This is a genomic window from Halomonas halmophila (assembly GCF_006540005.1).
Classification (GTDB): Bacteria; Pseudomonadota; Gammaproteobacteria; order Pseudomonadales; family Halomonadaceae; genus Halomonas; species Halomonas halmophila.
In genome coordinates, this window is sequence record NZ_BJOC01000009.1 from 1 (window position 1) to 12,249 (window position 12,249).

The window sequence follows — 12,249 nt, forward strand, 5'->3', positions numbered from 1 at the left end:
CTTCCTTCTTCCTTCTTCCTTCTTCCTTCTTCCTTCTTCCTTCTTCCTTCTTCCTTCTTCCTTCTTCCTTCTTCCTTCTTCCTTCTTCCTTCTTATGTCTTGCGTCGGCGTCCCCGCACTCCGGCCAGCATCATCATCAGCCCGAGCAGCCAGACCGGCCAGCTGCCGGTGCGGGTGAAGGGGGTGAGTCCTTGCATCGGGGTGAATTCGCCGATCAGGGTGGCGGTCTCGAACTGGGGCAGGCGCTGTGTGATATGGCCCTGGGGGTCGATGATGGCGGTGACGCCGTTGCTGGTGGCGCGCACCACATAGCGGCCGTTTTCCAGGGCGCGCAGTCGCGCCATCTGCAGGTGCTGTTGTGGCCCCAACGAATCGCCGAACCAGCTGTCATTGGAGAGCGTGAGGATGACTTCGGCTTGACGGGCCTGATCCGCCACCAGGTTGGCATAGATGATCTCGTAGCAGATGGCGTTGCCGATGCGGGTCCCGGCAGCGACCATGGGGGGCTGCTCGTCTTCACCCGGGGTCATGGCAGGCATGGGCAGATCGAAAAAGGCGATGGCGCCGCGCAACAGGCTCTCCAGTGGCAGGTATTCGCCGAAGGGCACCAGGTGCTGCTTGCGGTACTCGCCTTCGACGCCGTTTCGTCCCACCACGCTGTTATAGAACTGTCCCTGCGCATCGCGTTGCAGGATACCGGTGAGCAGCTGTGTCTCGTCAGGCAGGCTGGCCTGGGCGCGCTCGAGAATGGGGGAGGCCCGGTCCTCGAACATCGGCAGGGCGGCTTCCGGCCAGATCACCAGGTCGAGTGGAATGTCTTCGAGTTGCCGGGTCTGGCGCAGATAGGTGTCAATGGCCGTGCGCTGTCCCTGTTGTGTCCACTTGATGTGTTGCGAGAGGTTGCCTTGCAGCAGGGCCACACGGACCGGGTCGCCGGCGGGCTGCGTCCAGTGCGTCGGCAGCGCCAAGGGGATCAGCCAGAGGCCGGCCAGCGGCAGCGCGCTCCACCAGCGTCGACGCAGCAGCTCTACACCCAGGGCACCACTCAACGCGACGATCAGTGACAGTAGATAGACGCCACCCACCGGTGCCCAGGGGGCCAGTGGCGAATCCACCTGGCCACTGCCCAGCAACAACCAGGGAAAGCCGGTGAATAGCCAGGTTCGCAAGGCTTCACCGAGTACCCAGGCACCGGTGAAGGTGATGACGCCGAAGCGAGGTCCGCACAGGCGACGATAGAGCCCCAGGGTGACGGCGAAGAAAAGCGCCAGGGCGGCGACGAATAGTGTCGTCAACGCCACGGCCAGGGGGACCCCGGTATAGCCGTAGTCATGAATCGAGACATAGACCCAGGAGACCCCGGGGCCGAACAGGCCCAGACCATAGCCCCAGCCTCGCCAGGCCGCCTGACGGGGCGTGCTGTCGCTGAGCCCGGCATACAGCAGGCCGGCGGCCACCGGCGCCAGCCACCAGAGCTTGAAGGGTGCGGCGGAGAGGGTGGTCAGGACGCCGGCGACGACAGCGGCGAGGTAACCCAGGCGAGGGTGGCGGCGAAAGGCGTGCATGGTCCCGTCCGTGGTTATCGAGTCGGTGCGGTGAGGCGTCTCAGCTGTCGTCGTGGCCGTGTCGCTCGGCTTCGAGCAGTCGAATGCGGCGGTTGTCGGCATTCAGGACGGTGAAGCGCCAGCCGCCGATGTCGGTGTACTCGCCACGCCCGGGCAAGTGGCCAAAGCCTTGCATGATCAGGCCGCCCAGAGTGTCGAACTCTTCGTCGGAAAAGTGTGTGCCGAAGTGCTCGTTGAAATCCTCGATGGGGGTCAGGGCGCGAATCGCGTAGCGGCCCTCGCCGAGGTCGCGGATGTCGGCTTCCTCGTCGGTATCATGCTCGTCCTCGATGTCGCCGACGATTTCCTCGAGGATATCCTCGATGGTCACGATGCCGGCCGTGCCACCGTACTCGTCGACGACCACGGCCATGTGATTGTGGGTGTCGCGGAATTCCTTGAGCAGGCTGTTGAGGCGCTTGGACTCCGGTACGAACATGGCCGGGCGCAGGACCTCCTCGAGCTGGAAGGCGTGACCGCTGTCCTGTCTCTGGCGCAACAGCGGCAGCAGATCCTTGACCAGCAGTATGCCCCGGACCTCGTCCAGATTCTCGCCGATGACAGGGTAGCGCGAGTGTCCGGTCTCGAGGATGAAGGGCAGGTATTCTTCCAGCGGCTGGTCGAGGTCGATGGCGTTGACCTGGGAACGCGGGATGAGGACTTCGCGCACCTGCTGGTCGCTGATGTTCAGGGCGCCCTCGATGATCATCATGGCGTCCTGTTCGAGCTTCAGTCGAGTGGCGGCCTGGCGCAGGAACTCCAGCAATTCGTCGCGGGAGTTGGGCTCATCCGTATCGTTGGAAAGGGCACTGAACAACTTATCGAGCCAGGACCTGCTGCCCTGGCTGCTCGATCGGTCTTCGCTCATGCGTTGGCTCTCTCGTCCTCGGGATCGTTGTCACCTGTGGGAGGATCGGGGCTCGTGTACGGATCGGCAATGCCCAGTTCGGCGAGTATGGTTCGCTCCAGGGCTTCCATGTCCTCGGCCTCTGCGTCCTCGATATGATCGTAACCCAATAGATGCAGCGTGCCATGCACGACCATGTGCGCATAGTGATTCTGCACTGTCTTGTGCTGTTGGCTGGCTTCGTCGCTGACCACCGCGTGGCAGATCACCAGGTCGCCGAGCAGCGGCAGGTCCACGCCCGGTGGGCATTCGAAGGGAAAGGAAAGCACATTGGTGGGGCGGTCGCGATCCCGGTAATCGCGGTTCAGGCACTGACTCTCGGCGGCATCGACGAAGCGCACGGTCAGCTCGTGGCGCGTTTCCCCGGGATGTCGGGACAACACGCCGGCCACCCAGTCGACGAGCGCCGACTGGTCCGGCAGCTCGTTGGCATCCACCGCCACCTGGCGGTCGATTTCCGGAACCATCGCCGGCGAGTTCATGTGTCTCCCGCCTCGCCGTCGTCGCGGCGTTCCAGTCGCTGCTGGCGGAGTGCTTCACGCTCCTGTTCACGAGCTTCGCGCTTGGCCCGGGCTTCGGCTTCCTCGTCGGCCTCGAAGACATCGTAGGCCTCGATGATGCGCTGCACCAGCGGATGGCGTACCACGTCCTTGGCGGCAAAGTGGGTCACCCCGATGCCCTGGGTGTCCTTGAGGACATCGAGCACCTGGATCAGCCCGGAGGTCTGGCCGCGGGGCAGGTCGACCTGGGTGATATCGCCGGTGATGACGGCCGTCGAGCCGAAGCCGATGCGCGTCAGGAACATCTTCATCTGCTCGCGCGTGGTGTTCTGGCTCTCATCGAGGATGATGAAGGCGTTGTTGAGCGTGCGACCCCGCATGTAGGCCAGCGGCGCAATCTCGATGACCTGGCGCTCGATCAGCTTGGCCACCTGCTCGAAGCCGATCATCTCGTAGAGGGCGTCATACAGGGGGCGCAGGTAAGGGTCGATCTTCTGGGCCAGGTCGCCGGGCAGAAAGCCCAGTTTCTCGCCGGCCTCCACGGCCGGGCGCACCAGCAGGATGCGTCGTACTTCCTGCTGGTTCAGCGCTTCCACGGCCGCGGCCACGGCCAGGTAGGTCTTGCCAGTGCCGGCGGGACCGATGCCGAAATTGATGTCATGTGCGCGAATGCTCGCGACATACCCCTGCTGGTTGATGCCGCGCGGCTTGATGACCGACTTGGGCGTGCGAATCAGGACCTCGCCATCGCCACCCCGGGTGTTCTCCTCTTCTTCCAGTGCCTCGACGCCCGACTCCTGCAGGAAGAGATGCACCGTATCTGGTGTCAGCTCGGTCGCTTCGGTCTCGCGATACAGATGCTCGACCACATTGGCGGCGGCCTTGACGCGTGACTCCGGCCCGGCGAGCTGGAAGGTGTTGCCGCGATTGCGCAGCGTGACGCCGAGCCGCTCTTCGACCAGCTTGAGATGCTCGTCGCGCTGGCCGCACAGTGCGGCCAGGCGGCGCGGGTCATTGGGCTCGAGATTGAGGGTGATGACGCGATTGGCCGATGTAGATGACTGGCTCAAAGGGCACGAATCCATCGATTGGTGTGTGATGATGAACAGCTTACTGCCCCGGAGCGTGCCGGGGCAATGCGCGTGAGCGTCCATGCCTCGCGCCTCGCTCGACGCGGGGCCGGGCCAGGCGGCTTGCTCGGCACGTTTCGGGCGCACGGCGGATTGTGCCGCCACAGCTCTCAGAAGCGTTCCGGAGAGGCCAGATCGCCGCGCAGCGAGTTGGGCAGCGCCTCGGTGATTTCCAGGTCGACGAAATAGCCGATCAGCTCGGTCGGGTTCGGGGCGCGGAAATTGACCACCCGGTTGTTCTCGGTGCGCCCGGACAGTTGGCCCGGATCCTTGGACGAAAAGCCGGTGACCAGCACGCGCTCCGTAGTCCCCACCATGCGGCGACTGATCTGCATGGCCTGTTGATTGATGCGCTCCTGAAGGATCGCCAGGCGCTGCTTCTTGACGTCTTCCGGGGTCTCGTCGGGCAGGTCGGCCGCCGGGGTGCCCGGACGGGCCGAATAGACGAAGCTGAAGGACACATCGAAGCCGATGCGATGGATCAGGTCCATGGTCGACTCGAAGTCGGCCTCGGTCTCGCCGGGAAAGCCGATGATGAAGTCTGAGGAAAAGCTGATGTCCGGCCGCAGGGCGCGGATGCGCTCCAGCTTGTCGACATATTCCTCGACCGTGTGGCCGCGTTTCATGGCCGCCAGGACGTTATCCGAGCCGGCCTGGACGGGCAGGTGGAGATGGCTGACCAGTTCGGGAATCTCGCCATAGGCCTCGATCAGGCTGTCGGAAAACTCCACCGGGTGCGAGGTGGTGAAGCGAATTCGGTCGATGCCCTCGACGGCCGCCACGCAACTGATCAGCTCGGCCAGGTCGATTTCGTCACCCAGCTGGTTTTCGCCACAGTAGGCGTTGACGTTCTGGCCCAGCAGGTTGATCTCGCGAACGCCCTGGTCGGCCAGGTGGATGACCTCGTCCATCACGGCCTCGAAGGGGCGCGAGACCTCCTCGCCACGGGTATAGGGCACCACGCAGAAGGTGCAGTACTTCGAGCAGCCTTCCATGACCGAGACAAAGGCGGTGGCGCCATCCGAGGTCGGCTTGGGCAGGTGGTCGAACTTCTCGATCTCGGGGAAGGTGACATCGACCACCGAGATCTTGTCCTCCTGCCGGGCGTCGAGCATCGAGGGTACGCGGTGCAGGGTCTGCGGGCCGAACACCATGTCGACCTGCGGTGCCCGCTTGCGCAGCGCCTCGCCTTCCTGACTGGCGACACAGCCGCCGACACCGATCACCAGGTCGGGATTGGCTTCCTTGAGCTTCTTCCAGCGGCCGAGCTGGTGGAAAACCTTTTCCTGAGCCTTCTCGCGGATCGAGCAGGTGTTGAGCAGGATGACATCGGCATCCCGCTCGTCGTCGGTGAGTTCCAGCTGGTGGGATTCGCCGAGCATGTCCGCCATGCGCGCGGAGTCATACTCGTTCATCTGGCAGCCGTGTGTCTTGATGAAGAGTTTCTTCGCCATAAGAGTCTGGTCGTGGCTCGAAGGCCCGACGGGGCACCGGTGGATGATCGTTCGCGGGGTAAGACCCGAGGTCTTCCGACAAGGGCCGATATTATACGGGCAGCAGGCCAGGCTTGTCATGGTCTGTGGCCGGTGCGTCGGCACCGGGTGCGCTGCCGAGGCGGGCTGTCCTGTGGTACCGTTATGCCTCTGCCGGTCACGGGCGCTGGTCATGAACTGATCGAAGCCGCGTCAGCACCGGCATTATGCCGCCTGGGGACGGGTTTCCAGCAGTTTTCCCGGCACTTGTCCACAGTATCTGTGGATGACCCCCGGGGAAATGCCCGGCGGGGCGGGCGGCACAGGCAACTGGCGTCAGGCATGGCCGCAGGACGCCGCATAGACAGCTCGGACAGCCAGGACAACGGCATGACAAAGCAATCACGCAGCATCACGCTGCTGGGTGTGCTGATCGGGGCGCTGGCCCTGCCGGTGCACGCCCAGCAAACGGAAGAGGGAGACTCCGACGCCTCAGCCTGGGTCTCCGACGAGTTGACCACTTATGTGCGCAGTGGCCCGACGGATGAGTATCGTATCGTCGGACGCCTGACGGCGGGTGAACCGGTAGAAGTGCTCGGCACGGATGGCAATTACTCCGAGGTACGTAGCGAGAGCGGCGATGTTGTCTGGGTACTCAGCGACCGTTTGCAGGATACGCCCAGTGCCCATGTGCAACTGCCCCGCCTGGAAGAGCAGGTCAGCACCCTGCGTTCGCGGCTGGCGGATGTCGCAGGGACCTGGGAAGGACGCGTCCAGGCGCTGAACGAAACACTGCAAACCCGTGAAGAACGCCTTGCCGAGCTGGAGAAACTCAACCAGCAACTGGCCAGTGAGGCTCGGGCATCGCGCGAGAAGGTGCGCGAGCTGGAGGCGCGCCTGAGCACCCGAGAAGATGACCTGCTGATGCGCTATCTGATGTATGGCGGAGGCATTGCCGGTGCGGGACTGCTGGTCGGCCTGATCGTACCGCATCTACCGCGCCGTCGGCGCAAGCGTGATCGCTGGTTCTAGACGGCTCCTTGTCCGACGACTCGAGGTAGGCGCATGACACAGGATTGGTTGCAACGCTGGCAGGAAGGGCGCATCGGATTCCATCGCGATACCATGCATCCGGCCTTGATGCGCTTCTGGCCGGGGCTCGGTCTGGCTTCCGGCGCCCGGGTGCTGGTGCCATTGTGCGGCAAGAGTCATGACATGCGCTGGCTCGCCGAGCAGGGGCATGCGGTGTTGGGCGTCGAGCTCGCCGAGACGGCCATCGAGCAGTTCGTGGCCGAGGGTGACGGTGAGGTCGTGCGGGATACCCATGATACCTTTGCCATCACCCGCCAGGGTGGTGTGGAGCTCTGGTGCGGGGACTTCTTTCACTTCCCCGTTGACCACGCCGATGCCTTCGGCGCCTTCTATGATCGTGCCGCCCTGATCGCCTTGCCCGAGGCGGCGCGGCAGCGCTACGCCTTCCACCTGGCACAGCTGCTGTCGCCCGGTGCACGCGGGCTCCTGGTCTCGCTGACGCGGGCGTCCGGCGATGAGGGTGGGCCGCCCTATACGGTCACGCCCGAAGAAGTGTGCGAGCTGTTCGCAGCCAACTTCGATTTACGGCACCTGGTCGATGCTCCGCGCGATCCCGACAGCGGTTTTCAGGAAAGCGTCTGGCAGTTGACGCGACGCGGGCCACGGGCGGGATCCCGGGGTCGTTGACCGACACCGCGGTGATCCAGGGTGCCTTCGGGTTGTCTGCCCGGCGTCCGACCGGGGGAGCAACTCAGCGAGACAGGAAACGTCCCAATTCCGGGTCCCGGAAGGCGCGATTCAGGCCGTCGCTGAGCACCCGTTCCACCATCGATTGATGCTTCTTTAAGCCCGGGCTGACGGCGAACTCCTGGCTCAGGCTCGAGGTGTAGGTCCCGGTGTAGGTGGCTCCGCCATTCTCGGCCCTGGCCTCGAGTACCGACTCCAGGCGTGCCTTGTCGAGCATCGGACGGCTATCCTGACGATCATAGGCCAGCCGCTGGAGGGTCAGGGTCAGGCTGGGGCGGCCGTCGGTGGCCTGGGTGGTCGGCTGGAATCCCATGTCGCGCAGGGCGCGTTCGGCCTCGTCCTGGAGTTTGGGGATCAGGGGGCCGGCTGCCACGGTAATCGCCGAGGTCGACATGGCATTGCCGCTGCGCGTGCCGATCTGTTCGCTCTGCCGACCATCGACGGCCGTCACGGTGACGGCCTGACCCTGGCCGATGCTCGGCACGGTGGTCGTGCGCTCCGGGGACGGCTGCAGGTATTGAGGTGACGCACAGCCGGCCAGCCAGCCTGCCGTCAGCACCAGGGCCGTCAGTGTCATCAAACGTCGAAGCATGGTCTCTCTCCCTGAAATGGCAACTCGCCATCGATTATAGCCGTGTCGCCGGCGTCGGCGAGGATTTCCTCGGCCGCTTATCCGGCCATGGGCGCCGTGGCATGACATTCGCTGTGACTGGCCGCCGTGAAACGGTGCCAGTGCCGGGGGTGGGCGAAGAGGCGCTGGCCGCGAGTCAGTGCCAGGCGTTCGAAGTCGGCATGGCGTACGGTGGCCAGCCACGGGCCGGGCAGCCAGTCGGCGGCCAGCTCCACGCGAACCTCCGCGCCCACCGGCGAGATGGCCGTGACGCTGACGGGCAGGTGCGCCGCTTCACTGGGCTCTGCCTCGAGAGCAACTTCATGCGGGCGCAGCAGCAGGTTGCGCGGCCCGTCGGGCAGCTCGACGTCCAGGCGCGCATCGCCGCAGGTCAGCACCCCGTCGCGCACTTCCCCCTCGAGCTGGTTCACATCCCCCAGGAACTCGAACACGAAGCGGTTGCTCGGGGCTCGATACAGGGCTTCCGGCGTGTCGATCTGCTCGATGCGGCCGTCGCTCATCACCACCACTCGGTCCGAGAGCTCCAGGGCTTCCTCCTGGTCATGGGTGACGAAGACGCTGGTGAAGTTCAACTCGTCGTGCAGATGACGCAACCAGCGGCGCAGTTCCTGACGGACCTTGGCATCCAAAGCGCCGAAGGGCTCGTCGAGCAGCAGTACATCGGGGCGCAGCGCCAGGGAACGCGCCAGCGAGACACGCTGCTGCTGACCGCCGGACAGCTGGGCCGGGTAGCGGTTGGCCAGCTGTTCGAGCTGCACCATTTCCAGCAGGCGATGCACCCGGGCACGGATCTCGCTGCCGGGTGGACGCTGCCGGCGAGGCATCACCGTGAGCCCGAAGGCGACGTTGTCGTAGACCGTCATGTGGCGGAACAGCGCATAGTGTTGAAAGACGAAGCCGATGCGCCGGTCGCGTACGTGCAGGTGCGTGACATCGCGCTCGCCGAACAGTATGCGTCCCTTGGGTTGGCGGTCGGGGGCCTCGAGCCCGGCGATGATGCGCAGCAGTGTCGTCTTGCCAGAACCGGAGGGACCGAGCAGCCCGATCAGTTCGCCCTGCCGGATGTCGAGGTCCAGCGGAGCCAGCGCCTGGTGCTGGCCACCCCGGCCATAGTGCTTGGCGATGTTCTCCAGATGAATGCTCATGCGGAAGCCTCCCGGCGCGACGCGCGCCACTCCAGGCCGGCCTTGGCGGCCAGCGTGAACAGGGCGATGAGGGCCAGCAGAGCGGCGCTGGCGAAGGCCCCCACGGTGTTGTAATCCTGATACAGCAGTTCGACCTGCAGTGGCAGGGTGTTGGTCTCGCCGCGGATGGAGCCGGAGACCACCGAGACGGCGCCGAATTCGCCGACGGCCCGGGCATTGGTCAGGATGACGCCGTAGAGCAGCGCCCAGCGAATGTTCGGCAGCGTCACCCGGCGGAACAGCGTGAAGCCGGAAGCCCCCAGGGTGACGGCGGCTTCTTCCTCGCGCGAGCCCTGGGCCTGCATCAGCGGAATCAGTTCGCGGGCGACGAAGGGGCAGGTAACGAAGATGGTCACCATCAGGATGCCCGGCCAGGCGAACATCAATTGAATGTCATGGGCGTCCAGCCAGCCGCCGATCCAGCCATTACGGCCGTACAGCAACAGGTAGATCAGACCCGCCACCACCGGTGAAATGGCGAAGGGGATATCGATCAGGGTCTGCAACAGCCGCCGGCCGGGGAACTGGAAGCGGGTCACCAGCCAGGCGAGCATCACCCCGAACACCAGGTTCACCGGAATGGTCAGTGCGGTGATGAACAGCGTCAGGCCGATCGCTGCCAGGGTGTAGTGATCGGTGATATTGCCCCAGAAGGTACCGAGCCCCTTGGCGAAGGCCTGGGCAAAGATCGCCACCAGCGGCAGCAGCAGGAAGAGGGCAGTCAGCCCGACGGCCATGCCGATCAGCAGACGGCGCATGCCGGGGGAATCGCCGATTCGTTGCATCAGGCGCTCCCCCCATGCAGGCGGCGAATGAACCGGCCCTGCCAGAGATTGATGGCCAGCAGCAGGAGCAGCGAGGTAGCGAGGACCACCGAGGCAATGGCCGAGGCACCTACATAGTCGTATTCCTGCAGCTTGACGAAGATCATCAGCGAGGTGATCTCGGTCTCGTAGGGCATGTTGCCGGCGATGAAGATCACGGCGCCGAACTCGCCCAGCGAGCGCACGAAGGCCAGCCCCGTGCCGGTGACCAGTGCCGGCCACAGGTGGGGCAGGAGTACCCGGCGAAAGGCCACGCCATCCCGGGCACCCAGGGTCATGGCGGCTTCGTCGACCTCGCCGGGCAGGTCCTCGAGAACCGGCTGCACGGTGCGTACCACGAAGGGGATGCTGGTGAAGGCCATGGCCAGGGCGATGCCTACCCAGGTATAGGCCACCTCGACGCCCAGCGGCGCCAGGACCTGGCCCATCCAACCGTTGCTGGAATACAGCGTTGCCAGGGTGATGCCGGCGACAGCGGTCGGCAGGGCGAAGGGCAGGTCCATCAGGGCATCGAGCAGGCGCTTGCCGGGGAAGTCATAGCGCACCAGCACCCAGGCCATCAGCAGCCCGAAAACTGCATTGACCAGGGCGCCGGCCGCTGCGGCGCTGATGGTCGTCAGGTAACTGGCTACCACACGGCCTTCCGTGATGATCGCCCAGTACTCGCCCCAGGACAGGCCGGAGAGCTGGCCGACCAGGCCGGTGAGCGGTAACAACAGCACCAGCGACACGAAGGTCAGACTGATGCCCAATGACAGGCCGAAGCCCGGCAGCACGCGCTGCCGGGCTTTCGGCAAGCCAAGGCTGAAAGCCGATGCTTTCATGATGGTGTCTCGTTGGTCATGTGCATTCGATAACAGGGCTGCCCGGACCGCCCGTGCTTAGCGACGCTGCAGCTGGTCGAGCATCCCGCCGCTTTCGAAGTGGGTCTCCATGGCTTGATCCCAGCCGCCGAAGACATCCTGAACCTCCAAGAGCTCGGTCTCGGGGAACTGGTCGGCGAACTCCTTGGCCACGGTCTCGTCGTGGACGCGGTAGTTGAAGCCGGCCAGCAGGCGCTGGGCCTCTTCGGTGTAGAGGTAGTTCAGGTAGTCCCGGGCCAGTTCGACGTTACCGTTCTCCTTGGCGTTTTCCTCGACTACGGCGACCGGAAATTCGGCGAGGATGCTGACCGGCGGCACGATCACCTCGTACTCGTCGCTGCCATATTCCTGCCGGATGTTGTTGACCTCGGATTCGAAACTGATCAGGACATCGCCGATACCGCGCTCGATAAAGCTGGTGGTGGCGCCGCGGCCGCCGGTATCGAAGACCTTGACGTTGCCCAGGAAGGTGCGCATGAAGTCCTTGATCTTCTGCTGGTTGCCATCGAACTGGCGATCGGCGGCGCCCCAGGCGGCCAGATAGGTATAGCGGCCATTACCGGATGTCTTGGGGTTGGGGAAGACCAGTTCGACGTCTTCCTTGACCAGATCCGCCCAGGTTTCAATCCCCAGCGGATTGCCCTTGCGCACCAGGAAAGCGGTGGTGGAGTAGTAGGGTGAGGCGTTGTTGGGCAACTCGTCCTGCCAGTCCTCGGCCACCAGGCCGGCGTCGGCGAGTACCTGGACATCGGTGACCTGGTTGTAGGTCACCACATCGGCCTCCAGCCCCTGAAGGATGGCGCGCGCCTGGGCGGACGAGCCACCATGTGATTGCTTGATGGTCAGGGTGTCGTCGTGATTGGCCTCCCAGTGTTCCTTGAAGGCCGGGTTGATCGCGGCAAACAGCTCGCGGGCGATATCGTAGGAAGAATTGAGCAATTCACGCTCGGCCGCCATGACCGGTGAGGCGAAGCCCATGCTCAGGCCGGCGGCGATAAGCGAAGCAGTGAGGGTACGGCGTACGACAGGCAGCGGGGACATGATGGCTCCTTGCAGTGCGAAAAGAGTTTCCTTAGATGGCTAAGGTAATAATCGCTAAATGGAATTACAAGGGATGGAGTTATATTAATTCGGCATATTGAAGTCGCGACGGGTTACCAGTTTGATGAGCTACGAGCTACGAGCTACGAGCTACGAGCTACGAGCTACGAGCTACGAGCTACGAGCTACGAGCTACGAGCTACGTGAGGAGTGAGGAGTGAGGTGTGAAGAGGGAAGAGGGAAGAGGGAAGAGGGAAGAGGGAAGAGGGAAGAGGGAAGAGGGAAGAGGGAAGAGGGAAGAGGGAAGAGGGAAG

At 64.2% G+C, this 12,249-nt stretch carries 12 protein-coding genes; 2 read left to right on the top strand and 10 right to left on the bottom strand.

What is annotated here, in order from left to right; genetic code table 11:
* Positions 1-92: 92 nt before the first annotated feature.
* The 5 genes from lnt to miaB all read right to left on the bottom strand — a co-directional run bounded on the left by lnt (position 93) and on the right by miaB (position 5,595).
* The gene (gene lnt / locus HHA01_RS02100; protein ID WP_141317457.1) at positions 93-1,565 is read right to left on the bottom strand and encodes an apolipoprotein N-acyltransferase; all 1,473 of its coding nucleotides are present in this window, start codon (positions 1,563-1,565) and stop codon (positions 93-95) included.
* Between the two features lie 40 nt (positions 1,566-1,605).
* Positions 1,606-2,472 carry a CorC family transporter gene (locus tag HHA01_RS02105; RefSeq protein WP_141317458.1) on the bottom strand — a complete coding sequence of 289 codons (867 nt, stop codon included), beginning with the start codon at positions 2,470-2,472 and terminating at the stop codon, positions 1,606-1,608.
* Complete coding sequence (gene ybeY, locus HHA01_RS02110) at positions 2,469-2,993, bottom strand: rRNA maturation RNase YbeY (protein WP_246053782.1); 525 nt, start codon at positions 2,991-2,993, stop codon at positions 2,469-2,471. The genes HHA01_RS02105 and ybeY overlap by 4 nt, the downstream gene beginning before the upstream one ends.
* The gene (locus HHA01_RS02115) at positions 2,990-4,096 is read right to left on the bottom strand and encodes a PhoH family protein (RefSeq protein WP_373862923.1); all 1,107 of its coding nucleotides are present in this window, start codon (positions 4,094-4,096) and stop codon (positions 2,990-2,992) included. Before HHA01_RS02115 ends, ybeY begins: the two co-directional genes overlap by 4 nt.
* A gap of 155 nt (positions 4,097-4,251) precedes the next feature.
* Positions 4,252-5,595: a tRNA (N6-isopentenyl adenosine(37)-C2)-methylthiotransferase MiaB gene (gene miaB / locus HHA01_RS02120; protein ID WP_141317460.1), complete on the bottom strand. Its 1,344-nt coding sequence runs from the start codon at positions 5,593-5,595 to the stop codon at positions 4,252-4,254.
* Positions 5,596-6,003: 408 nt separating this feature from the next.
* Here miaB and HHA01_RS02125 point away from each other — a divergent pair, with 408 nt between their 5' ends.
* The gene (locus tag HHA01_RS02125; RefSeq protein WP_141317461.1) at positions 6,004-6,645 is read left to right on the top strand and encodes a TIGR04211 family SH3 domain-containing protein; all 642 of its coding nucleotides are present in this window, start codon (positions 6,004-6,006) and stop codon (positions 6,643-6,645) included.
* Between the two features lie 33 nt (positions 6,646-6,678).
* The gene (locus HHA01_RS02130) at positions 6,679-7,332 is read left to right on the top strand and encodes a thiopurine S-methyltransferase (protein WP_141317462.1); all 654 of its coding nucleotides are present in this window, start codon (positions 6,679-6,681) and stop codon (positions 7,330-7,332) included.
* 64 nt (positions 7,333-7,396) lie between these two features.
* On the opposite strand, the gene HHA01_RS02135 is transcribed toward HHA01_RS02130, so the two are convergent.
* From HHA01_RS02135 to cysP, 5 genes are all read right to left on the bottom strand, one after another.
* Complete coding sequence (locus HHA01_RS02135; RefSeq protein ID WP_141317463.1) at positions 7,397-7,984, bottom strand: YajG family lipoprotein; 588 nt, start codon at positions 7,982-7,984, stop codon at positions 7,397-7,399.
* 77 nt (positions 7,985-8,061) lie between these two features.
* Positions 8,062-9,168 (bottom strand): sulfate/molybdate ABC transporter ATP-binding protein, encoded by a 1,107-nt coding sequence (locus HHA01_RS02140; protein ID WP_141317464.1) that lies wholly within the window; start codon positions 9,166-9,168, stop codon positions 8,062-8,064.
* Positions 9,165-9,992 carry a sulfate ABC transporter permease subunit CysW gene (cysW, locus tag HHA01_RS02145; protein ID WP_141317465.1) on the bottom strand — a complete coding sequence of 276 codons (828 nt, stop codon included), beginning with the start codon at positions 9,990-9,992 and terminating at the stop codon, positions 9,165-9,167. The genes HHA01_RS02140 and cysW overlap by 4 nt, the downstream gene beginning before the upstream one ends.
* Positions 9,992-10,855 (bottom strand): sulfate ABC transporter permease subunit CysT, encoded by an 864-nt coding sequence (gene cysT / locus HHA01_RS02150; protein WP_141317466.1) that lies wholly within the window; start codon positions 10,853-10,855, stop codon positions 9,992-9,994. The genes cysW and cysT overlap by 1 nt, the downstream gene beginning before the upstream one ends.
* Positions 10,856-10,912: 57 nt before the next feature.
* Positions 10,913-11,935 carry a thiosulfate ABC transporter substrate-binding protein CysP gene (cysP, locus tag HHA01_RS02155; RefSeq protein ID WP_141317467.1) on the bottom strand — a complete coding sequence of 341 codons (1,023 nt, stop codon included), beginning with the start codon at positions 11,933-11,935 and terminating at the stop codon, positions 10,913-10,915.
* Positions 11,936-12,249: the final 314 nt, after the last annotated feature.

Coding starts and splice junctions, on each gene's coding strand:
- lnt (WP_141317457.1), bottom strand. CDS start 1,565: ATGCACGCCTTTCGCCGCCACCCTCGCCTGGGTTACCTCGCCGCTGTC.
- HHA01_RS02105 (WP_141317458.1), bottom strand. CDS start 2,472: ATGAGCGAAGACCGATCGAGCAGCCAGGGCAGCAGGTCCTGGCTCGAT.
- ybeY (WP_246053782.1), bottom strand. CDS start 2,993: ATGAACTCGCCGGCGATGGTTCCGGAAATCGACCGCCAGGTGGCGGTG.
- HHA01_RS02115 (WP_373862923.1), bottom strand. CDS start 4,096: ATGGATTCGTGCCCTTTGAGCCAGTCATCTACATCGGCCAATCGCGTC.
- miaB (WP_141317460.1), bottom strand. CDS start 5,595: ATGGCGAAGAAACTCTTCATCAAGACACACGGCTGCCAGATGAACGAG.
- HHA01_RS02125 (WP_141317461.1), top strand. CDS start 6,004: ATGACAAAGCAATCACGCAGCATCACGCTGCTGGGTGTGCTGATCGGG.
- HHA01_RS02130 (WP_141317462.1), top strand. CDS start 6,679: ATGACACAGGATTGGTTGCAACGCTGGCAGGAAGGGCGCATCGGATTC.
- HHA01_RS02135 (WP_141317463.1), bottom strand. CDS start 7,984: ATGCTTCGACGTTTGATGACACTGACGGCCCTGGTGCTGACGGCAGGC.
- HHA01_RS02140 (WP_141317464.1), bottom strand. CDS start 9,168: ATGAGCATTCATCTGGAGAACATCGCCAAGCACTATGGCCGGGGTGGC.
- cysW (WP_141317465.1), bottom strand. CDS start 9,992: ATGCAACGAATCGGCGATTCCCCCGGCATGCGCCGTCTGCTGATCGGC.
- cysT (WP_141317466.1), bottom strand. CDS start 10,855: ATGAAAGCATCGGCTTTCAGCCTTGGCTTGCCGAAAGCCCGGCAGCGC.
- cysP (WP_141317467.1), bottom strand. CDS start 11,935: ATGTCCCCGCTGCCTGTCGTACGCCGTACCCTCACTGCTTCGCTTATC.